At 60.4% G+C, this 24,146-nt stretch carries 21 protein-coding genes; 10 read left to right on the top strand and 11 right to left on the bottom strand.

The window, feature by feature from the left end; translation table 11 throughout:
* Positions 1-25: 25 nt before the first annotated feature.
* A complete protein-coding gene (locus tag LOH53_RS07200; RefSeq protein WP_230067052.1) occupies positions 26-442 on the bottom strand; it encodes a MarR family winged helix-turn-helix transcriptional regulator in 417 nt (138 codons plus the stop codon).
* 64 nt (positions 443-506) lie between these two features.
* On the opposite strand from LOH53_RS07200, the gene LOH53_RS07195 reads away from it, so the two are divergent.
* From LOH53_RS07195 to LOH53_RS07185, 3 genes are all read left to right on the top strand, one after another.
* Positions 507-1,967, top strand: coding sequence for an MFS transporter (locus LOH53_RS07195; protein WP_230067051.1), 1,461 nt, complete (start codon positions 507-509; stop codon positions 1,965-1,967).
* A gap of 64 nt (positions 1,968-2,031) precedes the next feature.
* Positions 2,032-2,847, top strand: a complete 816-nt coding sequence (locus tag LOH53_RS07190; protein ID WP_230067050.1) for an alpha/beta fold hydrolase — start codon at positions 2,032-2,034, stop codon at positions 2,845-2,847.
* A gap of 560 nt (positions 2,848-3,407) precedes the next feature.
* On the top strand, positions 3,408-4,169 hold the full coding sequence (locus LOH53_RS07185; RefSeq protein ID WP_230067049.1) for an SDR family NAD(P)-dependent oxidoreductase: 762 nt from the start codon (positions 3,408-3,410) through the stop codon (positions 4,167-4,169).
* 81 nt (positions 4,170-4,250) lie between these two features.
* Here the strand turns inward: LOH53_RS07185 and paaZ are convergent, their stop codons facing one another.
* From paaZ to LOH53_RS07165, 4 genes are read right to left on the bottom strand one after another with little or no spacing between them, the layout of a single operon-like run.
* Positions 4,251-6,374, bottom strand: coding sequence for a phenylacetic acid degradation bifunctional protein PaaZ (gene paaZ, locus LOH53_RS07180; RefSeq protein WP_376991763.1), 2,124 nt, complete (start codon positions 6,372-6,374; stop codon positions 4,251-4,253).
* A 45-nt stretch (positions 6,375-6,419) separates the two neighbouring features.
* On the bottom strand, positions 6,420-7,310 hold the full coding sequence (locus LOH53_RS07175; protein ID WP_230067047.1) for a 3-hydroxyacyl-CoA dehydrogenase family protein: 891 nt from the start codon (positions 7,308-7,310) through the stop codon (positions 6,420-6,422).
* A complete protein-coding gene (locus LOH53_RS07170; RefSeq protein ID WP_230067046.1) occupies positions 7,307-8,116 on the bottom strand; it encodes an enoyl-CoA hydratase/isomerase family protein in 810 nt (269 codons plus the stop codon). The genes LOH53_RS07175 and LOH53_RS07170 overlap by 4 nt, the downstream gene beginning before the upstream one ends.
* A complete protein-coding gene (locus tag LOH53_RS07165) occupies positions 8,116-9,339 on the bottom strand; it encodes an acetyl-CoA C-acyltransferase (RefSeq protein WP_230067045.1) in 1,224 nt (407 codons plus the stop codon). The genes LOH53_RS07170 and LOH53_RS07165 overlap by 1 nt, the downstream gene beginning before the upstream one ends.
* Before the next feature lie 211 nt (positions 9,340-9,550).
* Between LOH53_RS07165 and LOH53_RS07160 the strand changes: the two genes are divergently transcribed.
* A complete protein-coding gene (locus tag LOH53_RS07160; protein ID WP_376991762.1) occupies positions 9,551-11,758 on the top strand; it encodes a S9 family peptidase in 2,208 nt (735 codons plus the stop codon).
* Between the two features lie 85 nt (positions 11,759-11,843).
* Here LOH53_RS07160 and LOH53_RS07155 read toward each other — a convergent pair whose 3' ends face one another.
* From LOH53_RS07155 to pta, 3 genes are read right to left on the bottom strand one after another with little or no spacing between them, the layout of a single operon-like run.
* Complete coding sequence (locus tag LOH53_RS07155) at positions 11,844-12,398, bottom strand: GNAT family N-acetyltransferase (protein ID WP_230067044.1); 555 nt, start codon at positions 12,396-12,398, stop codon at positions 11,844-11,846.
* A 9-nt stretch (positions 12,399-12,407) separates the two neighbouring features.
* The gene (locus LOH53_RS07150; protein ID WP_230067043.1) at positions 12,408-13,547 is read right to left on the bottom strand and encodes an acetate/propionate family kinase; all 1,140 of its coding nucleotides are present in this window, start codon (positions 13,545-13,547) and stop codon (positions 12,408-12,410) included.
* Positions 13,547-15,646 (bottom strand): phosphate acetyltransferase, encoded by a 2,100-nt coding sequence (gene pta / locus LOH53_RS07145; RefSeq protein ID WP_230067042.1) that lies wholly within the window; start codon positions 15,644-15,646, stop codon positions 13,547-13,549. Before pta ends, LOH53_RS07150 begins: the two co-directional genes overlap by 1 nt.
* Positions 15,647-15,779: 133 nt before the next feature.
* Between pta and LOH53_RS07140 the strand changes: the two genes are divergently transcribed.
* Positions 15,780-16,496 (top strand): hypothetical protein, encoded by a 717-nt coding sequence (locus LOH53_RS07140; protein ID WP_230067041.1) that lies wholly within the window; start codon positions 15,780-15,782, stop codon positions 16,494-16,496.
* Here LOH53_RS07140 and LOH53_RS07135 read toward each other — a convergent pair.
* Entirely contained in the window at positions 16,493-16,789 is a 297-nt protein-coding gene (locus tag LOH53_RS07135) for a hypothetical protein (RefSeq protein WP_230067040.1), read from the bottom strand. The genes LOH53_RS07140 and LOH53_RS07135 overlap by 4 nt on opposite strands.
* 178 nt (positions 16,790-16,967) lie before the next feature.
* On the opposite strand from LOH53_RS07135, the gene LOH53_RS07130 reads away from it, so the two are divergent.
* The 3 genes from LOH53_RS07130 to LOH53_RS07120 are packed head-to-tail and all read left to right on the top strand — an operon-like array spanning position 16,968 to position 18,428.
* Positions 16,968-17,396 (top strand): hypothetical protein, encoded by a 429-nt coding sequence (locus tag LOH53_RS07130; protein WP_230067039.1) that lies wholly within the window; start codon positions 16,968-16,970, stop codon positions 17,394-17,396.
* A 22-nt stretch (positions 17,397-17,418) separates the two neighbouring features.
* Positions 17,419-17,622 carry a helix-turn-helix transcriptional regulator gene (locus LOH53_RS07125; protein ID WP_230067038.1) on the top strand — a complete coding sequence of 68 codons (204 nt, stop codon included), beginning with the start codon at positions 17,419-17,421 and terminating at the stop codon, positions 17,620-17,622.
* A gap of 50 nt (positions 17,623-17,672) precedes the next feature.
* On the top strand, positions 17,673-18,428 hold the full coding sequence (locus tag LOH53_RS07120; protein WP_230067037.1) for a M50 family metallopeptidase: 756 nt from the start codon (positions 17,673-17,675) through the stop codon (positions 18,426-18,428).
* A gap of 24 nt (positions 18,429-18,452) precedes the next feature.
* On the opposite strand, the gene secA2 is transcribed toward LOH53_RS07120, so the two are convergent.
* Complete coding sequence (gene secA2, locus LOH53_RS07115) at positions 18,453-20,795, bottom strand: accessory Sec system translocase SecA2 (protein ID WP_230067036.1); 2,343 nt, start codon at positions 20,793-20,795, stop codon at positions 18,453-18,455.
* A gap of 108 nt (positions 20,796-20,903) precedes the next feature.
* Positions 20,904-21,608 carry a tyrosine-protein phosphatase gene (locus tag LOH53_RS07110; protein ID WP_230067035.1) on the bottom strand — a complete coding sequence of 235 codons (705 nt, stop codon included), beginning with the start codon at positions 21,606-21,608 and terminating at the stop codon, positions 20,904-20,906.
* A 351-nt stretch (positions 21,609-21,959) separates the two neighbouring features.
* On the opposite strand from LOH53_RS07110, the gene LOH53_RS07105 reads away from it, so the two are divergent.
* A complete protein-coding gene (locus LOH53_RS07105) occupies positions 21,960-22,913 on the top strand; it encodes a 1,4-dihydroxy-2-naphthoyl-CoA synthase (RefSeq protein ID WP_230067034.1) in 954 nt (317 codons plus the stop codon).
* Between the two features lie 21 nt (positions 22,914-22,934).
* A complete protein-coding gene (locus LOH53_RS07100) occupies positions 22,935-24,101 on the top strand; it encodes an AMP-binding protein (RefSeq protein ID WP_230067033.1) in 1,167 nt (388 codons plus the stop codon).
* Positions 24,102-24,146 lie beyond the last annotated feature (45 nt).

Genomic DNA, 24,146 nt, shown 5'->3' with positions numbered 1-24,146 from the left:
TATGCGGTTGAGGATTTGCGCGATTTCACAGGGGATGAGCCAGTAGCTGCGCCAGCAGCTCATCGAGGGTCTCTCGCTGAGCGGCCGTCAGGGGTCGAAAGGACTCCGCGAACACGGCGTCAACAATATACGCGCCTTGTTCCCGGAGTTTCTCACCCTTGGCGGTCAACCGATGCCGCACTGCCCGGCCAGGGCCTGGCATGCGTTCAATCAGCTCCCGGGTGATCATGCGGCCAGCCAAGGTACCAAACCCCTGATCGGATTGAAAGGTGAGTTGAGCCAGGTCGTGCAGTGATGCGCCCGGATTTTGGTGTAGATGGCGCAGCGCGTCCCATTGCACGAGGCTTATTCCCAAGGGTGCCAGCCCGGCGGTTAGCCCGTCATGGTGGCGCATCTGTAGCCGCTTCACCGATAAACCAAGGTCCTGCAGTGATTTGTCCATATAGGACAGCATATCAAAATAACTAAACTTGTTGATCTCAACATATTGATCTAAAGTTGTTGATATGTTCATAGAAAAAAGCGTCGCTGGTTTGCCGCTCCGCCCCTACGCCGCAGGCCCTGATATCCCGATAGCTAGCGACGATTTACCGCACGTGTTGCCGACGCTAGCCTTTGCTTGCGCGGCAATCCTGGTGTCGTATTTACCCTTCTCCGCGGTCAACGGTGTGCTGGGTACGATCGGCACCAGCACGGGGGCGAGTACCAGTGACCTGCAGTGGGTGACCGACGCCTTCGCCGTCGCCCTGGCCAGCGTTGTTCTCTCCGCTGGAGTGCTCGGTGACCTCTATGGACGCAAACGGATCGCGTTGGCAGGACTTGCCTTGACCACTCTCGGTACGATGCTTGGATACTTAGCAGGAGGGCTCACCAGTAGCCACGCGGTGCACCTCTTGTGGGTCGGCCAAGCCACCGCGGGTATCGGGGCCGGCCTCGTAATGTCCTCTACATTGGCGCTAATAGCCGCCACGGCCGCCCCCGCGAACCGGACCCGAGCCATCGCAACATGGGCCGCCTGCAACGTCGTGGGCCTAGGCTGCGGGGCATTCCTCTCCGGAATAATCACCGATCACACAAGCTGGCGCTGTCTTTTTCTGCCAATCTCTATACTCGCCGTCGGTATTGGAGTGTTCGGCATAATGAGAGCACATGAGTCCTCCGCGCCGAACGGACGCCAACTGGACTGGCTGGGCCAAATTACAGGCGCCGTGGGCATCATTGCCCTCGTTTACGGCGTCATCCAGGCTGGCACTAGCGGATATGGCAGCCCGGCAACCTGGGGCGCCCTAGCCCTTGGCACCCTCGGCCTTGGCTTGTTTACACGCGTCGAGCACCGCGCAAAGTCCCCATTGCTACAACTTCGATTGTTCGCCTCTGGTGGCTTCACCGCCGCTGGCGTGAGCGCCATGGCGGTACTCTTCACGCTCGTCGGCGTGGTGTTCATCCTCAGCCTGTTCTTCGCCCACCAGCAGGCGTCTGACTTTGGCATCGCCATCCGGCTGGGTTGTCTATTCGGCGGCAATGCCATTGCCAGCCTCGCAGCAGCTCGCTTGACATCAATTTTCAGTTCTCGCACCATTTTGCTTGCCGGGATTTTCATTGCGGCAACCGGTCTAACGAGCCTACTGAGCATCTCCGACTCCACCGACCTCGGCGGATTCGCCTGGCGTCTAGCGATTCTAGGAACTGGCAGTGGTCTGGTCATGGCCACCAGCTCCGCGGTGGCCATCCAATCGGTACCGGCGGAACTTGCTGGAATGGCCGGCGCAGGCAACAACGCTTTGCGCCAACTCGGCGCCGCCCTCGGAGCAGCCGTCCTTGGTGCCATCTTCGCGGCCCAAATACACACAAATGCCGACTACGCATCGGCCGTACGCGCTTGCGCGATTATCGTTCTAGCCTTACTGGTCTTCACCGGCACCGCCGCTGCGCTGCTCCTGGCCCGCCGCCCCATCCCCCAGAACTAGCCCCCAGCTTTAGCCTTTCTGCACAGACTCACAAGAAGCAACACATCCATTCCAAGGAGACGAAATGACCCGCATCGATACCACCACCAGCACGCACACCCTCACGAGCCCGAAAACCGGCAAGGTCGATGTCAGCCTTACCGAACGCGGCCACGGCCACCCGTTTCTACTACTTCACGGCGGTGCCGGACCCCAGTCGGTCACCGGCTTCGCCGAACTGCTCACTACCACCGAAAACGCCCATGTCATCATCCCCACGCACCCCGGATTTGGCGGAACGCCCCGCCCCGAGGGGCTCACGCGCATCGCCGCGCTGGCCGAGGTTTATTCGCGCTTGCTTGACGAACTTGACCTCATCGATGTCACCGTCATCGGCAACTCGATCGGCGGTTGGATCGCGGCGGAGATGGCCCTTCTTGGCTCGGAGCGCATCAGCAGCGTCGTGCTCGTCGACGCCGTTGGTCTGCAGATCGACGCGCACCCGATCGTAGATTTTTTCAGCCTCACGATGGATCAAGTTGCATCCCTTAGCTACTACCAGCCGGAAGCGTTCCGCTTCGACGTCACCGCGCTACCCGAGCCCCAAAAAGCCCTGATGGGAGCCAACCGTGCCGCGTTGCTAACTTACGGAGGCACAACTATGGCCGACCCCGGGCTCCTAGAACGTCTGCCCGCAATCACCGTAGCCACCCTCGTCATATGGGGTGCCGCCGACCGCATTGTGCCGCCTGAACATGGCCGCGCCTACGCCGATTCGATCCCGAACGCCCAGTTTCACTTGATCCACGACGCCGGACACCTCCCCCAACTTGAGACACCGGATCAGCTACACCGCGCCGTCTGGAACTTCGCCGACAAACACGCCACCAACCGCCCCTAGACAGGCAACGCATGCGCTGGTTCACCGATCAGGTAAACCCGGGATGTAAAAAAGTCGCATCGCTCTTGATAGGAGCGCTGCGGCCTGAAACCCAGCAGGAAGCAGAAGCACCAGAGTATTGGTGGTGCAGTTCTGCGCCTAGCTCTGTTCGGCACCCGATCAGAGAAACCGCGGAGATGATCTCGTGCCGTTCGCAGTAGTAGCTCCCGGCTACGCCCCGCATCTGTCCAAGGAACTTCTCTCGGCCGCTGAAATCGAGGCCTCCGTCAGGGAAATGGAACTGGAAGTCCATACTGAACTAGGCGCGCAGTGCGTCATGGCCTTCCTGCGCGATGGCTTCACGCCCGGGTTTCCATTCAGGCCGGCAGTTTGCGATTTACCTCCTCACCGCTCTTGCCCAGTGACACGAGCGCGAACAACCGAAGTGCCGGCCGCGTACCGGAGCATCGTGAACATTAGGACATGATGGATGCAAGCCTAAGGCTATTAGCTAACGAAAAACCGGGAGGTCACGCGATGGAATTTGAGCCGTCCAGCGACGAGTCGAAAATTTTTCAGTTATGAGAACCGTGCTTGTCACCGGAGCCTCCGGCGGGATTGGAGCAGCAACGGCGCACCGATTCGCGGAGGCGGGAGATCGCGTGGCCGTGCACTACGCCACGAACCAAAAAGCTGCTCAGGAAACCTTGAGTCAGCTTCCTGGCAAAGGACACACACTCGTTCATGGCGACCTCGGAGACCCCGACGTCGCACCGCGGCTCGTCGCCGAAGTCGTGGCCGCACTGGGCAGCATTGACGTCCTGGTCTTGAACGCCGCAGTCGCTCCCTCTGAGAGCAATCGGCACTTGCTCGGGGAGGTCTCCTACTCAGAGTGGACGGCCGTTTTTCGCCGCATGGTGGACGTCAACTTGCTCGGGGCAGCCAATCTTGCCTGGGCGATGGCAGATCATTTGATCGGCCGGAACGCTCCAGGAGCCATAGTCAATGTCGGCTCTCGAGGAGCATTTGTGGGAGAACCCATTTATCCCGCCTACGCGGCCACGAAAGCGGCCCTTCACGCACTGGGGCAATCGCTCGCAGTTGCGCTGGCACCGCATGGGATCGCCGTGACCTCCATAGCTCCGGGCTTTGTCGCTACCGCCCGCCAACTACCCAAGCTTGAGGGGCCGGCCGGAGACTCGCTGCGCGCGCAGAGTCCATTTGGACGTGTTGGAACTGCCAAAGAAATCGCCGCCGCGATCTTCTGGCTCGCCTCCGCTGACGCCGCGTGGTCCTCCGGAACGATCCTCGACGCCAATGGCGCCTCCTATCTGCGGAGCTAGAGTCAATCAAAGAAGAGTGGTCCAGTTCACTTGCATGAATGAACTGGACCACCTTGCTTCAAGCACGGCAGGCTGCCCTACTCAGGCGTAGAGAGTGTTCTCCTTTTCAACGAGTGTCAGGACGTCGTAAGTGGCAACGATCTCACCGTCTTGGTTATGCAGGATCGCATCCCAGCACACCTCACCATATTCGTCGGTGACGCGCGGGGTGATCTTCTTAGCCGTTAGCGTCACTCGGATAGCGTCCCCAGCTGGAACTGGTGTGATGAAACGCAGGCTTTCCAAGCCGTAGTTTGCCAGCACCGGTCCCGGCAAAGGCTCCACGAACAGACCAGCTGCCCAAGAGACCAGCAGATAGCCGTGGGCCACAATGCCCGGGAAGAACGGATTCTTTTCGGCGGCTACAGCATCCGTGTGCGCATAAAAGGTATCGCCCGTGGAGTTAGCGAAGGCGGTGATGTCCTCCAAGGTCACCTTTCGCAGTCCTGAAGCAAAGGCATCGCCTATCGCCAGCTCGGCCAGCGATTTACGGAACGGATGCACAGCATCGGCAACTGCACCGAACTCCGGATCTCCCGCAATGATGCGCTGAGCGCCCGTGTGCCAGACCCCAGTAACTGCAGTGAGCATATTGGGTGAGCCCTGAATAGCAGTGCGCTGCATGTGGTGCTTCACCGAACGGATACCACCTAGTTCCTCGCCACCACCCGCGCGCCCTGGTCCACCGTGCACCAAATGTGGCACCGGCGAACCGTGGCCGGTGGACGTGCGTGCGTCTTCACGGTTGAGCATCAGCACGCGCCCGTGATGGGCGGCAATACCAGTCACCAATGCCCGTGCTGTCTGCGGATCATTCGTGCACACGGTCGCCACCAGGGAACCGGCCCCCAGCGCCGCAAGCCTGACCGCCTCGGAAACGTCGCCGTCGTGGGAGTCATAGCCGATCACACTGGTGACCGGACCAAAAGCTTCTAGCCCATGCACTTCCGGCGCTTCGGCGTCATCCCAGCTCAACAGCACCGGAGACATGAAAGCGCCATCATCCACGGTCGCCACGGTGCCGTCGGCGCGCGTCACCGCCGGGGCATCAAGAGTTCCGAAGGCCAGCTCCCCGCCCGCCGCGATCATCGTCTCCACGGCAGAGCGGACATCTGCTAGCTGCTCCAAGGAAGCCAGCGCACCCATGGTGACACCTTCGGCACGGGGATCCCCCAGCACCACGCGTTCTGTGATGCGGGCACCAATCGCTTCAATCACTGCGGAGCGCAGCTCATTCGGGACGATCACGCGCCGGATCGACGTGCACTTTTGTCCGGCTTTAACAGTCACCTCGGTCACCACAGACTTGATGAACGCATCAAATTCGGGTGTCCCCGGGACAGCGTCCGGACCCAGAATGGCGGCATTGAGTGAGTCCGTTTCTGAGGTGAACCGGACACCTCCACGGACCACATTGGGATGATTCTTGAGCAGATTTGCTGTGGTAGCGGACCCGGTGAAGGACACCATATCCCGGTAGTCCAAATCGTCCAGCAGTGTCCGCGCGGAGCCGGAAATCAGCTGCAGGGAACCCTCAGGGAGTATCCCGGATTCCACAATGGCGCGCACGGCAGCCTCAGCCAAGTAGCCGCTGGGCGTTGCTGGCTTCACGATCGTGGGAACACCTGCGATGAACGCCGGTGCAAACTTTTCCAACATTCCCCACACCGGGAAGTTGAAGGCGTTGATCTGCACCGCCACACCCGGAATGCGTGTATAAATATGTTCGCCAACGAATGATCCATCCTTGGAGAGCACCTCCGCTGGACCATCGACGATGACGTTGGAGTTGGGGAGTTCGCGCCGCCCCTTGGAGGAGAACGTGAACAGCACTCCGATCCCGCCGTCAATATCCACCATGGAATCGATCTTCGTGGCCCCGGTTCGGGCAGATACCTCGTACAGTTCCTTGCGACGGTCGTTGAGGTACGCGGCCAGTTCGCGTAGTTTCAGCGCCCGCTCGTGGATGGTCAGCTTCCCCAGTTCACGCTGGCCAACACCGCGTGCATGTGCAACGGCGGCGCCTAGATCTAGCCCCTCCACCGATACCCGGGCCAGCACTTCACCGGTGCTGGCGTCGCGGGCATCAGTTCCTTCGGTTCCGTCCGCGGGTGTCCACCACGCGTCTTGAATGTAGCTAGGAACTATTTCAATTGCGGTCTTCATGTCCATCCATTCACTCGAAATGTGGGTGCGGGCAGTGCAGAAAAGCTAGGCCCAGTCGAAAAATCCTTGGCCACTTTTGCGGCCCAGCTCTCCCCGGGCCACCTTGTCACGCAAAATCTGTGGCGGCGCAAATCGCTCACCCAGCGTGCTGGCAAGGTATTCGGCAATTTCTAGCCGCACGTCTAGGCCTACAACGTCAGTGGTGCGCAGCGGACCCGTTGCGTGTTTGTAACCCAGCACCATGGCCGCATCGATGTCTTCGGCGCTGGCCACACCTTCCTCCACCATGCGCATGGCCTCCAGGGCCAGCATTACGCCTAGCCGCGAGGAGGCGAAGCCCGGTGCGTCATTGACCACGACGGCGGTCTTGCCGAGTGCCTCCACCCAGCCTTTAGCAGTAGTCACCAGAGCGGGATCGGTGTGCTGCGCGATAACCACTTCAATCAGTGTGGACGCGGGGACCGGGTTGAAGAAGTGCAGCCCAATGAAATTTTGCGCACGCTCCAGCTCGGCAGCTAGCCCGGTCATGGATAACGACGAAGTGTTGGACGCTAGAACTGCCCCCGGCGCCAGTTCCTTCTCAACGTTTTGCAATGAGGAAACCTTGAGGTCCCAGATCTCCGGCACTGCCTCCACGACCAATGAACAGCGCGCAAATTCTGCGTAGTTGCTCGAGACCATCAGCTTGGATAAGTAGTCTTCGGGCGTTCCGGCAAGGCCACGTTCAACTGACTTGGCCACGGCGGAAGCGACCCGATCGCGCGCGCCAGCAGCGGCGTCGTCGTCCCTCTCCACCACCAGCACCTCACAGCCGTGGGTGAGGAAGGCGTGGGCGATCCCAGCCCCCATGCGCCCACCTCCCAAAACACCGACGAATTGCGGGAGGGTTTGGGAAAGGGCCCCCGAAGGTGAGGGAGCGTCGTCTGTGCGAGTCATTTCTTCCTTTTGTCCAAGAACGCTTGCATGCGCTCAAACTTGGCTGGTGATTCAAACAGCTCGGCCTGGGCCTGATTGTCTGCTTCCGGATGGGATTCACGCGGCATATGGAAAACGCGTTTAGTGGTTTGGACGGCCAGCGGGTCCAAACGCGCGATTCGATCAGCGAGCGCGCGCGCGGCTGCCATTAACTCGCTAGCTTCGACCAACTCGGTGATAAGTCCGGCGCTCAAGCAGTCTTCGCCCGTCAGAATCTTCCCAGCCAACAGCATCTGTTTCGCCATCGGTTCGCCGACGAGTTCCTTCAACCGCCAGGTAGCGCCTGCCGCCGCCATGATGCCCAAAGACGCCTCCGGCTGTCCCATCCGCAGGGCTGCCGTGCCAATCCTGAAATCCGCAGCATAGGCCAGCTCAGCCCCGCCGCCCAAGGCGTAGCCATCCAGGGCTGCGATGACAGGCATGGGGAGCTTGGCGATGCGGTCAAACAATCCGGAGTTAATACCGGCTAATGCATCGTCGCGACGGCGCTCGCGTAGCTCTGCGATATCCGCACCGGAGGCAAAAATACCCTTCGTCCCGGTTTTCTCCTCACCCAGGATCCCGGAAAGGATGAGCACCTTCGGTGTGCTTTCAAGATGGGTGCACACTGCATGCAGCTCGGCCACCATCTGCGCGTCGATCGCGTTGCGCACAGCGGGCCGGTTCAGCGCCACGGCCACGCAGCCATCATTTTCGGTGACCAACAGCGTGGCGAAAGCCGCGGGATCCAGGGGGTGTGCGGCGTCGTCCATGACAGCGGGAGTCATCAAATTCGCTCCACTAGCAGTGCCGCGCCCTGACCCACGCCGATACACATGGTGGCCAGGCCCAAGCTCCCAGCGGCTGCCTCGCGTTCCAGCCGCCCCAGCAGAGTCACCACGATGCGCGAACCCGAGGATCCCAGCGGGTGACCCAGAGATATCGCGCCGCCGTCATTATTGACAATCGCGGGGTCCAAGCGCAGCTCCCTCATGCTGGCCAAGGACTGCGAAGCGAAGGCCTCGTTGAGTTCGACGGCGGCTAGTTGGCTTGCGTTCACGCCCTGGCGCTCCAGAACTTTGCGGCTCGCTGCCACGGGACCCATCCCCATGATTTCCGGGGCCAGGCCAGCTGCGGCGCCGTCGACGATCCGGGCGCGAGGGGTGAGGCCATACTTTTTTATCGCAGCAGCAGATGCCACGATGATGGCTGAGGAGCCGTCGTTAAGCGTTGAAGAGTTGCCAGCGGTGACCACGGAGCCACCCTTGACTACGGCGCGGAGCCCGGCAAGGACATCCAGCGTGGTGCCTTCACGGGGACCCTCATCGGTGTCCACCACTGTGTCAGACTTGCGGCCCCGAACCGTCACCGGGACGATCTCCTCGGCGAAGCGGCCCGCAGCAATGGCTGCGAGCGCCAGCTCGTGCGAACGTACGGCGAAAGCGTCGCAGTCTTCACGGGAAGTGTTGAAACGACGGGCTACTTCCTCCGCCGTTTCGGTCATGGAGAACGTCATCTTGCCGTCACGGGAGAGCTCCCCGGACAGGAAGTTTGGATTGGCAAAACGCCAGCCGATCGAGGTGTCAAAGCTGGCTCCCGGTTTCGAGAAAGCCTTCTCGGGCTTGGCCATCACCCAGGGCGCTCGGGACATCGATTCAACCCCGCCGGCCACCACGATGTCCGCAGCACCAGCTTTGATCATGTGGGACGCCATCGTGATGGCGCTCATTCCAGAGGCGCACAGCCGGTTGACGGTGATTCCGGGAACGGTGTCGGGGAAGCCAGCCAGTAGCCAGGCCATGCGGGCAACGTTGCGGTTTTCTTCGCCCGCCCCATTCGCGTTGCCGAAGATGACCTCATCCACAGCTGCGGGGTCAATCCCTGTGCGTGCCAAGAGCTCTGAGATGGCCAGCGCGGCGAGATCGTCGGGCCTGACGCTAGAAAGTGCCCCGCCATAACGCCCAACCGGCGTGCGAACGCCACCGACTAAAAATGCCTCTGGTGTTGCCATGGATGCGCCCTTCCAGCGAGCCGAGCGGAGCGGCAGCTGCCGTCCGCGGGAACTCGATCGCTAACTTACCGACCGTTCGTTCTATAAATATTCCATGTGATGGGGCACACGGTCAACCGCACTTCGCGCAAGGAGAGTCATAAAGCACTAACGACTCCGCTCTCGGCATAGCGCTGCACGGGATCAGCGCATCCTCTATACAGTGGATTTCATGATGACTTCCGCCTCTGATTCAGTCCTGTCCGCCCCTCCCGTGGCCAAGAAGGTTCCGGTAGCGCGCACCCACCACGGTGAGACGTTCACAGACCACTACGAGTGGCTGCGCGAAAAGGAGAACCCCGACGTTCTGGCGCATCTACATGCCGAGCAGGCCTACACGGATACCGTTACCGCCGGGCAAGAAAAGCTTCGCACCGATATTTTTAACGAGATCAAGAACCGCACCCAGGAGACCGATCTCTCCGTCCCCAGCCGCAAAGATGGCTGGTGGTACTACTCGCGCATGGTGGAAGGCAGCCCCTATTCCATCCAGTGCCGGGTGAAGGCCGACGGCGACGGCAGCGCAGTGGATGACTGGACTCCCCCGCTGGTTGAGCCAGGGGTTGCGGTCCACGGTGAAGTCGTCTTGCTAGATGGCAATGTCGAGGCCAAGGACCAGCCGTTCTTCTCCTTGGGCGGCGCCGCTGTCTCCCGCGACGGCATGCTGTACGCGTACTCCGTGGACAATGCCGGAGACGAACTGTTCACGATCCGGATCAAGGACTTGCGCACCGGGGAACTATTGGAAGAGCACATTGAGAACACTTTTTATGGTCTGACGTTCTCCCCTGACGGGCGCACCCTGTACTACATGATCGCTGATGACTCGTGGCGTCCCTTCCAGGTAAAGACCCATGTCTTGGGTACCCCGGTGACCGAAGACGCCGTTCTTTACCAAGAGGACGACGTCGCCATGTGGACGGGCTTTGACCTCTCCGCGGACCGCCGCCACCTGGCCATCAGCATCGGCTGTTCAGAATTCAGCGAAACTCTTCTCCTTGACTTCGACGCTCCAGAAAAAGGGTTACAGACCCTCATCCCGCGCAGTGAACACATCCTTTACGACGCCGAACCGTTCCTTTGGGAGGGTCAGGAAAAGGTTCTCCTGACCCACAACCGCGATGCCGTGAACTCCATGATTTCCCTCGTGGATGCTGCCGAGTTCATCAAACCCCTCACGGAACAGCACTGGGATACTGTAGTCCCGCACGAAGATGCCGTGCGTATCAATGGGGCCACCGTCACGGCCACCCACATGGTTGTTTCGCTGCGCAAGGACACCATTGAGCGCATACAGGTGACAGCCCTGGACGGCCTGGGCACGCCCAGCCAGGTGGCCGCCGTCGAGCCCGGCTTTGACGAGGAGCTCTACACAACCTCGATGGGCGGGAGCGAGTTTGAGTCCCCCGTGATCCGGCTGATCTACACGTCCGATTTCACGCCGTCGCGCGTTTATGATTACGCACTGCCGCAAACCCACGCTGGCACCCACGCTCGCACCCACGCCGAAGGCGAGTTACTGCTTCGCAAAGAAACACCTGTCCTGGGCGGTTACCGCGCACAAGATTATGTGGCAACGCGCGAATGGGCCGTGGCCGAGGACGGCACGCGGGTCCCGCTATCAGTTTTGCGCCGCGCTGACCTGGCCCGCGACGGTTCGAATGCCGGCGTGGTGTACGGATATGGTTCGTATGAAGTGAGCATCGATCCCGGTTTTGGCGTGCCGCGCCTGTCATTGTTGGACCGCGGTGTGGTGTTTGTAATTGCGCACGTGCGTGGCGGCGGCGAGATGGGTCGGCACTGGTACGAGGACGGCAAGAAGCTCAATAAGAAGAACACGTTCAGCGATTTTGTGGCTGCAACGGACTGGTTGGCACAATCCGGCTGGGTTGACCCTGCTCGCATCGGCGCCATGGGCGGTTCGGCAGGTGGACTTCTGATGGGCGCCGTGGCAAACCTGGCGCCAGAAAAGTATGCAGCCATCGTGGCGCAGGTGCCGTTCGTGGACGCATTGACCACCATTTTGGACCCAGAGCTGCCACTCTCCGCCTTGGAGTGGGAAGAATGGGGCAACCCGATCACCGATCCCGCTGTTTACCAGTACATGAAGGACTACACCCCGTATGAGAACGTACGGGCTGTGGCGTACCCGAAGATCGCTGCGATCACGAGCTTCAATGACACCCGCGTGCTCTACGTGGAACCAGCCAAATGGGTTCAGGAGCTACGCTCGGTTTCCACCGGCAAGGAGCCCATTGTGCTCAAGATTGAGATGGACGGTGGCCATGGCGGAGCATCCGGACGCTATGAAGGGTGGAAGACCCGGGCCTGGGACTACGCGTTCCTCGCTGACGCCATAGGAGCCACGGAGCTGCGCTAAGCAACTGACCCGCAGAAAACGCAGTGGAAACCGCTTACCAAGGACTATTTTCGACGTTTTCTGCGGGTCAGTTGCCGGGGTGGGGTCAGTCGCGCACCACCGCGTAAATCGCCTCCGACGTCCACTCCCCCTTGAGATACATGTTGTCCCGCAGCACGCCCTCACGCTGCATGCCCAAGCGTTCACAGACGGCAGCGGACGCGTCGTTGCGGACATCTAGTCTTGCTTCCAAACGGTGGAATCCTAGGGTATGAACGGCCAGTTCCAGGACCGCTGCCGCGGCCTCCGTCGCGTAGCCGCGACCTTGGGCGCCAGGAGCCAAGCTCCAACCGAGTTCACCCACAAGTTGACGAGCCGATTCCCCTCCGCCGCTGCCCCACTTCAGCGCAATCTGTCCTAAAAGTTCGGAATTGTCCTTGAGCTGGATGGCGAAGGTTGCCCAGTCGCCCTCCTTTTCAAACTTGGAGTCAGCAAACATGCCAACGCGCGTCATGCATTCCGTGTAGCTTCTAGGTCCGCACAGCAAGTAACGCACCGTCTCGGGTAGGCGTTGGTGGTCATAGTAGGCCGGCAGATCTGCCGCCACAAAACGCCGTAGAACTAGGCGTTCAGTGAGCAGCGGGTATGTAATTTCAACCATGGACCGAGCCTACCTCGGCACCGCCTGAATCACCTTGAGCGTAGCCTCTGCGATGGCCGCCTCCTCATCCGTAGGCACCACCAGAACCGGGATAGCGGAGTCGGGGGCACTAATCACCCTCGCCTGCTTCGAACGCACCTTGTTCGCGTCGGAATCGAGGCTAATGCCGAGAGCGCCCAAACGATCTGCCACGAGTTGGCGGAACGCGGAGGAATTCTCACCAATTCCTGCGGTGAACACAATCGCTTGCGCCCCGCCGACCGCCACATGGTAGCCGCCAATGTATTTAGCAAGACGGTACGACGTGACGGCGAGCGCCATCGCCGCGCGCTGATCACCGGATTGCGCTGCGTCCACGATTGCGCGCATATCGTTATCCCCTGCTAACGCCTTGAGTCCAGAATCGCGGTTCAGCAGCTTGTCGATCTCATCGGCAGACATTCCCTGCCGCTGGAGGAAGACAAGAATCGATGGGTCTAAATCACCACTGCGGGTCCCCATGACCAGGCCCTCCAACGGTGTGAAACCCATAGAAGTATCGATGCTCGCCCCGCTTTGGACTGCGGTGAGCGAGACACCGTTGCCCAAATGCGCCACCACGGCATTGAATTCGGACACCGGGATACCGAGCAGTTGCGCGGCCCGTCCGGTGACAAACTCATGCGAAGTGCCATGGAAACCGTAGCGACGGATCCCGTATTTGCGGTACAGGGAATCAGGTATGGCATAGCGCCAGGCGTGCTCGGGAAGGGTACGGTGAAACGCGGTGTCAAAGACGGCCACCTGTGGCAGTTCGGGCCATTTGGCTGTGATCGCGCGGATTCCCAGCACGTTGGCGGGGTTATGCAGCGGCGCCAACGGGTTTAGCCGCTCTATGGCACGGGTGATTTCGTTGTTGATCAGCACCGGTTCGCTAAAGCGTTCCCCACCATGAACTACGCGGTGGCCGACGGCGTCCAGAGGTCTGCGGGCTAGTACACCTTCTAGCTCGGTCGCCACAAGATCCATGGCAGCGCCGTGATCGAGCGGCCCGCCGTTACCCTCACCGATGCGCTCGATCAAGCCGTTGGCTTGGACCTCGTCGGTGGTGGTGTCCCGAACCTGGTATTTCAGGGACGACGAACCTGAGTTGATGACGAGGACGCGCATTAGAGTTCCTTCGATTCAGCGGCTGCGGACGGTGTTTGTGCCTGAATGGCTGTGATGGCGACGGTGTTGACGATGTCCTCCACAGTGCACCCTCGGGAGAGGTCGTTGATGGGTTTGTTCAATCCCTGCAAGACGGGACCGACGGCGACAGCACCGGACGACTGCTGGACCGCCTTGTAGGTGTTGTTGCCAGTATTCAGGTCCGGGAAAATAAACACCGTAGCCTGTCCTGCTACCTCTGATGTGGGCAGCTTGGATGCCGCGATCGAGGCATCCACGGCGGCGTCGTACTGGATGGGGCCTTCAACGGGCAGGTCGGGGCGGGCACCCCGCACCAGTTCGGTGGCGCGACGGACCTGGTCAACTGCCGCACCTGAACCGGAACCTCCGGTGGAGTAGGAGAGCATCGCCACCCGCGGTTCCACACCGAATTGAGCGGCTGTGGCTGCCGAGGCAATGGCGATGTCGGCGAGCTGCTCCTCATTGGGCTCTGGATTTACAGCACAATCGCCGTACACCAGCACCCTGTCGGAGAGCAGCATCAAGAACACTGAGGAGACAATCCGCACGCCCTCGCGCGTTTTGACGAATTCCAGGGCAGGCCGAATCGTATTGGCGGTAGTGTGCGCGGCGCCGGAGACCATGCCGTCCACTACGCCCAGTTGGACCATCATGGTGCCGAAATAGGAGCCATCCGTCATGACTTCCCGGGCGCGTGCCAAGTCCACGCCTTTGTGGGCGCGCAACCGCTGGTATTCCACGGCAAAACGTTCCCGTAGCGCAGACGTTTCCGGGTCAACAATCGTAAGTCCTTTCAGCCCTACACCGTGTGCAGCGGCCAATTCCTCCACGGCGGCCGGCTTGCCCAGAATGGTCAATTCACATACGTCACGGCGATGGAGAATTTCGGCAGCTCGCAGGACGCGCGGGTCATTCCCTTCGGCAAGGACGATGTGCTTGCGTTCGCTACGCGCACGCTCGATTAACTCGTGCAGGAAACGCAGCGGCGTCATGGTGGCCGGGCGCGGCAGGGAGAGGCGTTCCAGGAGCTCGGCTTCGTCCACATTGCGCGCCCAGGCCCCTAATGCGGAAGCGATTTTGCGACGCTGGCCTGAGTGAATTTCGCTGCGCACCTCGCTGACGGCGCGAGCCGTGATGAAAGTATCGGCATCGGAGGCGAAGACGGGGAACGGTGCGTGTGCCAAAAACGGCAGCACATGCGGATCCGGTGCCAGCCCCCCGGTAAGGACCATGCCGCTGGGCACAGGAAACTCGGGCGAAAAAGCGGAGGCAAGTGAGGCCACCATGACGTCGGCCCGGTCACCGGGGACGATCACCAGATCGTTGGGGTCCAGTAGATGCAAGAAATTCCCGACGGTCATCGCGGCCACCTTGACGGCGTGGACGTCACGCTCCAGTTCGGGGCTGCCCGCCATTTGTCGCAGTGATAGTGCTGCCGCCACTTCGCCCACTGTGGGTCGGGAAATCTCCTCGATCTCTGGCAGCACATAGACCGGTTTTCCACTGGCACCCGGACGCACGGCGGCAACGATGTCCGCCACGGCGTCAGGATCGGCGCGGTTAACCATCATGGCCAGCAGAGAGCAATGCGCAGCCACCAGTTCTTTCCGGGCCACGTCTACGGCATCGGCCGTCTCACTAACACTGAGCCCGCGGGCACCGATCACAGCCAGCATGGGAAGGCCAAGGTTATTGGCCAGGCGGGCATTGAGGTCAAATTCGACGGCGGCGTTCTGTCCAGAGAGGTCAGTACCTTCCACAATGACGACGTCGCAATTCCTCGCAATTTCGCTGTACATTTCCACGCAACGGGAGTCGATCTCCTCACGTAGGCCAGCCGCCAGCAGGACCCGGGCCTCGGCGCTGGACATCGCACTGCGGCACACCTCGGGTGAGAGGTCATACATACGCCGGAGCATGGACACCGTCGGGTCCGCTTGCGGATCGGCGGCGGAGCTGATGGGGCGGAAGAACCCGATCCTATCCGCATGCCTGTGCAGGGCGTCGGCGACACCCAACGATACGAGAGTCTTGCCGGAGCCAGGGGTGGTGGCACTGACGTAAATTCCACGGGTCATGGGAACCGCCTTTCGGGCATGTTGACTCAATCCAAGCACGCTCACCACCATATGGGGGCGAATTGGGGCCGGAATCACGCATACCTTAGACGTGCCTCACGTGCTCTCCTTTTGTCCGGTTAGGGTTGAATCCATGGACGGACTTAGCGAGAACTTGTTTGGCACCCTGGGTAGCTTCGCACTCATCGCTTCGATCGCTTTGCGTATTCTTTCAGCCTTACTGCTGTGCGGGGCTCTAATTTTTCTCAACCGACGCCAAGAAGCCGGTTGGTGGATGGCGGTTGCCTCCTATGCCAGCACTATTCCGTCAGTCTTTTTACAGTTGGGAACAGGCCGGTGGAGCGGACCACTCACCGTCATCGTGTTCCTCATCATTTCCGTCATCCCTGCTGCGCTTGGCATTGCCGCAGGGCTGTACGGAAGAGCTTGTTTTCAGAAAAGTGCATTGGCCTCCTCAGGCACCAGAAACATCCGGCTACGTCGCTTCCATCCCGTTCATCTTGTGGCACCCATTGGCGTGGCGGCCGTCTACGGTGTTGGATCGATGGCGTCCTTGTTTATTTACATTTCCGCATTGACGCAATCCGGCGTCGTCCAGTCTTTTAGTTTCGGCGTCCTTTTTGCCACCGGATTCCTGACTGGACTTGCCGTGGGCGGACTCGTGGCTCTTGCTCACGGGTCGAGGTGGGGATGGTTCCTGTTTGTTCCAGCAGCCCTTGTATCGCTGCTCGGCACGGCGGCGTCCGCACAAGGTTCGGTGCTGATCTTCCTATATTTGACTCAAGCGGTTCTGGCAATGTTCGGCTGTGTTGCTTGGGGACGGCTATCAAAGCAGAAAAGCAACGCTTAGGGGATACACCTGATCTTGCCCGGTCCGAGTGGCAGCCAGGGCGCACGATAAAGAAATTTTTGTCCGTCGTTGGCGTCTACCGTGAATTCCACGCCACCAAACTTCCACATCCGGTTATACAAAAAGATGTTCACGTTTGCTGGGATGCCCTCTGGGACCTTCCAATTCCGCGTCCCCCACTGGGTGGGCTGGGCCTGTCCATTGACGACGACGGTTGGCTTGGGGAACCAGCCAAGCAACGGTTTGTGCAGCGTAAGTTCAAAACGGCGGGTCGAAGCTGCGGCAGGTGTCATTTCGCCCACCCTACCGGGGCAAGCCCAGTATTGCTGGCGTCGGCCAAGTGCGGCTGCTGGGAGCGGTAACCGGGTACTGGTCTCAAAGCTACGCCATCGATGCATCAGCGCCAGCTGGCAGGGGTTGGTATGTAAAGTTTATTTGACATTGAAGTAAAGTTAGCTGTACTTTTTGGCCATGTATATTTATCGACGATTGATACGAAGGATCGTCATCACACTGCTCGCGTCAGTTGCCTTCTACGCCTTCCTTGGCTCTCTAGGGACTGCGAGCGGAGGAATCCTCAAAGACGCTCTCGATGGGCTGATTATTGGGGTAGCGGCTAGTCTCACATTCTTTTTTCACACTCTGGACGCCAGGACCCCTGCGGCCATCGGAGTCGCCGCAATCACTGAAGATGACTCCGTCGAAAGGAAAATCTTTCTCCTCGCATCCTCAAAAGCGTTCGTGGACGTCATTAGCTCCACGGCCATGTTCGCGGCGTTTCTGATTGTTTTCCCCAACGCGTTTTCGCCCGGGTATGCAGCGCTCGCGGTGGTTTTATTGGCCTTAGCGGACGTTGGGATCCGGTACCGAATCTTGTGGCGCAGATTCGCGGGCGCATAATGAGCTGCCCACGGATATTTCGATGAAGAATTCCGTCAGGGAGTGCAGAGAGGAACTTCGCATCACCCAACAGGATCTCGCCAATCGCGTTGGAGTTTCGCGCCAGAGCATTATCTCCATCGAAAAAGGCAAATACGATCCCAGTCTGGCTCTAGCCTTCAAACTTTCTGCCGTTCTCGAGCGTGGTATCGAAGAACTGTTTATCCCCTCCCCGGAGCTCACCTAACGGAACTAGCCCTGGTTCTTCGATCGGCTAGAGTCCACTAGCCTGAATTCATGGAAGAAGCAGCGGGACAGACGGAAAACGGCGTGACGGATTGGTGGCATGCGGTATTGGGCGGCTTCACGAGGACTGATGCGCCAGCATTCCCTCCCGCCATATTGCTGGCCATCATTGCGGTAGCCGTCGTTCTTAGCGTGCCGCGGGCAACGTGGCGCTGGTTTGGACTCTACGTGACGTTCGTCCACGAACTCGGCCACGCATTTGCCGCCTTGATGACGGGGCGCTTCATCCATGGTTTGAAGATTGGGCTCGATCATTCTGGGCAATTGGTCAGCAGTGGTCGTCGCGGTTTCAGCGCCACTTGGTCGGGTTTTTGGGGTTATCCGACGCCGGCCGTAGTGGGGCTTGCACTCGTCTGGTCGGTATCCACAGGGTGGGCGGGAGCTGCGTTGTCCGTCGGGGCCCTGATCTTGTTGCTGGCCCTGCTCTTCCTGCGCAACTTCACGGGAATCCTCGTCGCGGTGGCGAGTGCCGCCGTGGCGCAAGCCCTTGTCCTGTTCGCTAGCGTGGAAGTTGTCAGTTGGGTGGTGCTGACCTTGGGCATCGCCTTGGGTGTGGGCTCGGTGCGTGACTTTTTCAAGGTCGCGGCCGTTCATACCCGCCGCAGGGAACATCTTGCCAGCTCCGACGCCTATATTCTGTCCCGTTCCACCGGGGCGCCGTCCTTCGTCTGGCTTACCGGTTTCGCCGTGGTCATCGCCACAGCTGCTTTTGTCTCCGGCCGGCTTTTGTTCGGACTCATATCATGACGCTAGACAAATCCTCGAGGGCGGTTATCTACCCAACTTTTTGAGTAACCACTTCATGGCGGTGTCCCCCGGGTTACCAAATGGGTTTTCGTCCACCACATAAGTCCAGGTCGACGACGCCCGACGGACGCCCACCGCTTCTATGTCCGCCACGCCGTCCGTCACCACTACTGCGGAGATCATTTCTTGGGCCTCCTCGCCAGCACGCTCCAAGAGCCCTTCAAAGGCCCGGATGCTCTCACGCCGGTACTCGTCCACGGGATTCTGCCGCCCCAAGGCACGCAAATGAATGGCCGCCCGCTGTTCTGACAACAAAGCCAAGTGGTCACTCCAGTGCGCGTCGATCGTGAACAACATGATTTGGCGGCAAAGCTCTGTAAGTCCCGATTCCCCGAGCGCATCGCGGAGTTCGCTCATTCTGGTGTGCCCGGAAAATTCTTGCAGCGCGGCGTCGTCATCTTGCAAAATCCGATCCCGTTGGGAGAGTACTACGCGGCGCTGAAAGGCAATGAGTTCGTTGTATTTCCATGAATTTTCCTGCGTCGTGAAGCGCTCTTGTTCAGCCATGCGCTGGGCGCGGTCCAACAACCCGGACAGCCCCTCCCTGGTGAGCAGACCGGCGTCGTCCGCGTCCGGCGCAACCGAAGCTACCAGCTCCAAGCCGAGCGCCGGCTCACCGTTCTCGCTGGGATCTTCCATGCTGGAGTAAATCACGCTGGCGCCGGGGTCACCCTGGCGCCCGGCCCGCCCGCGCAACTGCGCATCCAGGCGGGGCGAGTAGAAACGCCCAACTATCATCACCAGCAACCCACCCAGTTCGGTCACCTTCGCGTGCTCCGCAGGGCCCGAACCCTTGCCGCCGAGTAGAATATCGGTGCCGCGGCCGGCCATTTGGGTGGAGACTGTTACGGCCCCAAACTCGCCTGCCTGAGCGATGATCTGCGCTTCCAGAGAGTCGTTGCGGGCGTTGAGAACTTGGCATACCACGCCTTGTGCGGCGAGCGTGGCACCGAGGCGTTCGGAGGTGGCGACGTCATGCGTGCCAATCAGAACGGGCCGTCCGGTGGCGTGCTCGATGAGCGCAGCCTCGATGACGGCGGCGTCCCGCTTGACCGATTTCGCGTAGATCTGCTCGGGAAGGTCGCGACGAACACAGGCTTTGTGCGGCGGGATGCGGCCTGCGTCCAACTCGTAGTTGGTGCGCAAGTATTCGGCAACAGCCACGGCGGTCCCACTCATGCCGGTCACGGCAGCGAACGACTTAATGAGGTCTCTGATCAAGAGTTGATCCAAGACCTCCCCCTGCTCGGTTTGGGTCAGCCCTTCCTTGATTTCGACGGCAGCCTGCAGCCCATCTGGCCAACGCTGGCTGGTGGCAACCCGGCCACGGGAATCGGAAACTATCTGGGCCGCTCCATCACGAACGATGTAATCGACGTCGCGCTGGAGCAGGACCTGCGCGTGTAATGCCGTGTTGATGGAGGAGAAGAGCGGGGTTCCCTCAGCTGAGTACAGTTCGACGCCGGGCCACCTCGCTTCAGCGCGGTCGATCCCACCGTCAGTCAGGGACACATTGCGTTTGTCAGCCGCAACAGCAAAGTCCCGCTCGGGGAGGAGCCCGCGGACAAACTCTGCCACGTCAACGCTCTGCAGTTCGCTACGGGCACGGCCGGCCAGAACCAACGGAACAATGGCCTCATCCACCAGCACGGAGTCGATCTCGTCAACGATGCACACATCGAAGGACGCCAAAACTGTTTGCTCTGGTGCCGTACACGTGCGGTCACGCAGGACGTCGAAGCCGAGCTCATTGACAGAAACGTAGACGACGTCGCAGGCATAAGCGCCTTTGCGTTGCTCAGGGGTGGATTCCGTGGTGATAAACGCGCAGCTCACGCCAAGGGCGGCATAGAACGGGCCCATCCAGTGGGCGTCACGTCGGGCTAAGTAATCATTGACCGTCAAGATGTGGACACGGCGTGCAGTCAGCGCGTGGGCTCCCGCCACGAGCGCACCAACCAGCGTCTTGCCTTCCCCGGTATCCATCTCCACCACCGTGCCTCGGAGCATATTAGCCACGGCCAAAAGTTGCGTGTCAAACGGAGTCATATCCAAGCTCTTGGTCGCCAGCAGCGAAGCGCAGACCAGGTAATCCTCCAACTGCGCGTCGCTCCACGCTGCGTGGGGTTCCTTAGTACTGAGTCCGCGAACCAACTGTGCGGACCCATCGTTGCGCTCTCCTAGCAACTGCGCCCGTTTAAGGGCACTTTCGAGAACGCCGTCCAGTTTGGTGGTGTCCGCGATGCCTGGTGTATTGAGCAGCCAGTTCTTGAACTTGTTGGTCAGACGCAAAGTACCTCGAGTCATTGGGACCGGCCCGCCCGGTGCTCACTCCAACGTACCCGCGCCGCAAAGTCTCTGGCAATTGGTGAAAGCGCGCCGCGGCATCGTCGGAACCCGCATGCTCCGCAGTGGCTACCGGCAGCGGGCCACAATGGCAGCGATCTCGGCAGCGCTAATCCCGTTTTGAAGCAGGAAAACACGCGGATCCAACCCGCCTATAAAGGCTTTTACTGCCTGCCCGCGATCAGCCACCACTTCGGACATGGCGCTTTCGTGAAGGTAGCGCTCGTAGGGGTGTTTGACCGGTGCCACCAGGTGCCATTCGTTGATTCCGCGTGCTGCCAGCTCGTCTTCCGGTGCCACTCGGTCAGTCTGTCCCAGCAACCCCAACAGCAGTGATGCCACGAGCCCTGTCCTGTCCCGACCTGCAGAACAGTGGATCACTACCGCGCCCTTGGCCGCCGCCAGCTCTTTGAAAACTGCGGCCACTTTATCCGGGAACATCCGCACAATATCCGCATAAAGCCCTGGGTGGTTCATATGCGGCGTGATCAGTTCCGCATAGCCAGGGTGTTCTGGGTCCTCGGTGGGTAGATTGACGACGTCGAACCCGGACATCGCTTCTTCGCTCACCGCCGGGTCACTTGGCCTGCGTTTGCGCTCGTGCGGGTTGCGCAGGTCGATGACCGTGCGGACGCCGTCACGGCACATTTGTTGCCAGCCGCGCTCGGTCAGCCATTCGCTCCTGCCCATGCGGTAGATGTCTCCGGCCAGAAGACGGGCGTTGACTGCCCCTTCCCAGTGCGGTTCCGGAGCCCGCGAAGGTTGGTGGCCCATCAGCACTTTTTACTATTCCGCTGATCCAGGCCGTTGCGCGTCTGGGGCCATTCTGCCGCCACTCGCGAGGACACCACTGTGTCATGCAAGGTCACTGGTGCAATAGAGGTCATGACAAAAACACTAGCCGACGCGCGGCAGTGCCCTGAGGAGTAAAACCCGGGTTGGTTCCGGCTGGCGCAGAACCCGTTGCGGGTTGTGCGCATAAGCGTCCTGGCGCACAACCCGCAATGGTTCGTCCCATTCAGGAAGTCCCGTAGGTGCTGGATGCCTGGTTCGGCATAGCCGACCCGAGAGCTATCCGTTCCGCATCAGCGAAGGCCCACTCTCCCGCCAGCTAAGATCGTGAAGGTGAACGCCAATAACCTTCCCGAGCAGGTATCCGATATTTTTGACCCCACCCACTGGCGTGTGGTGGAAGGCTTCCACTTCACCGATATGACGTACCACCGCCAGGTGGAACGGGATGCCAGTGGTCAAGTCCTGCGCGATCTGCCAACCGTCCGCATCGCTTTCAACCGGCCCGAAGTTCGCAATGCCTTCCGCCCAGCCACCGTGGATGAGCTCTACCGGGCCATGGACCACGCCCGTATGAGCCCGGACGTCGCAACCGTGTTGCTGACAGGCAATGGACCCTCCCCCAAAGACGGCGGGCATTCTTTTTGCTCCGGAGGAGACCAGCGCATCCGCGGTCGCGACGGCTACAAGTATGCAGACGGAGAAACCAAGGAAACAATCGATCCCGCCCGGGCGGGCCGCCTGCACATTTTGGAAGTCCAGCGGCTCATCCGCACCATGCCTAAAGTGGTCATCGCCGTCGTCAACGGCTGGGCTGCCGGAGGAGGGCACTCCCTTCATGTGGTCGCTGATCTCACCATTGCTTCCCGGGAACACGGGAAATTCAAACAAACCGATGCCACAGTGGGTTCCTTTGACGCCGGCTACGGTTCGGCGCTGCTGGCCCGGCAGATAGGTCAAAAAAAGGCGAGAGAGATATTCTTTTTGGCCAGAGAATACTCGGCTGAGGACATGGAACGCATGGGCGCCGTCAACGAGGCCGTTGACCACGCCGAACTTGAAAATACTGCCCTGCAGTACGCGGCGGACATCGCCAAGCAGTCCCCACAGGCCATCCGCATGCTCAAGTTTGCTTTCAACTTAGCTGATGACGGCCTGGCCGGTCAGCAGGTCTTCGCCGGGGAAGCCACCCGTTTGGCCTACATGACCGATGAGGCCGTTGAAGGGAAAGAAGCCTTCTTGGAAAAACGGGACCCCGACTGGTCTGCGTTCCCGTACTACTTCTAATCCTCCATTCATTAGGTACTTATGAACATCGAACCTCTTCTGAAGGCACTCTCTGAGGCGCTGGTCGGTGAAGGCCCAGCCGTCCAGATCGCTGCCGACGGCACCTTCACCACCATTCCCCAAGACGAGCTGGGGCTCCCTGAGGGCAGCCAGATCGACATTGCCGCCGTCGTACAAACCTCGGGGAGCACCGGGACACCCAAACGCACAATGCTCAGCGTTGACGCCCTGGCGGCGTCGTCGGTAGGCACCGCATTGGCCCTCCGCGGCGAGGGACAATGGCTGTTGGCATTGCCCGTGCACTATGTGGCCGGACTTCAAGTCCTGGTCCGCAGTCTCTTCGGCGGCACGCGCCCCTGGGCCATGGACCTCTCCGACGGCTTTACGGCGCAGGCGTTCACTGCAGGTGCGCGCGAACTCACCGACAAGCTGCGCTACACCTCCCTGGTTCCGACCCAACTCACCCGGCTGTTAGCCAACCCCACCGCGGAAACACTGAGCGTATTGCGCCGCTTCAATGCCGTATTGTTAGGCGGCGCCCCCGCCAGCCCGGCGCTCCTTCAGGCGGCGCACGGAGCCGGCATCAACGTGGTCACCACGTACGGTATGAGTGAAACGTGCGGGGGTTGCGTGTATGACGGCGTCCCGCTCGACGGCGTAGAGCTCGCCATCCGCGATGGCCGGGTATGGCTCGGTGGAGCAGTTCTGGCCTCCGGTTACCTCAATGATGACACGCTCACGACCGCCGCTTTTTCCCACGAGGAGAGCGACGGCGAAACCATGCGATGGTTTGAGACCGGAGACTTAGGCGAGCAAGATGGCGAGGGACGTTTGCGTGTGCTGGGCCGGGCCGATGACGTCATCATCAGCGGTGGACTAAAAATTTCGCCCGCCGCGGTTATGGCTGGACTACACCAGGTCCAGGGCGTCCGCGAGGCGTTCGTGGGGCCGGTGCCGTCGGAAGAGTGGGGACAGCAGGTGGCCGCCATGGTGGTTGCCGCCTGCTCACTCGAGGAACTCATGAGCCAGGTTGGCACGCTCTTGGAGCCACACCTAGTGCCAAAAACTGTGGTTTTCGTCTCCGAGCTACCGGTGCTTTCCACCGGAAAACCGGACAGGGACGCCATTTTGAACAGATTAAGGGACGCGGCGACTGCCAGCAATCCAAGCAAACCCGGCACAATGTAAGAAGTCAGCCATGTTTTCGATCTAGTTTTCCCATAAAGGAGTAAT

This window comes from Arthrobacter cryoconiti, from assembly GCF_020905375.1.
Taxonomy (GTDB): Bacteria; Actinomycetota; Actinomycetes; order Actinomycetales; family Micrococcaceae; genus Specibacter; species Specibacter cryoconiti.
This window is presented reverse-complemented; position numbering and strand designations above follow the sequence as displayed.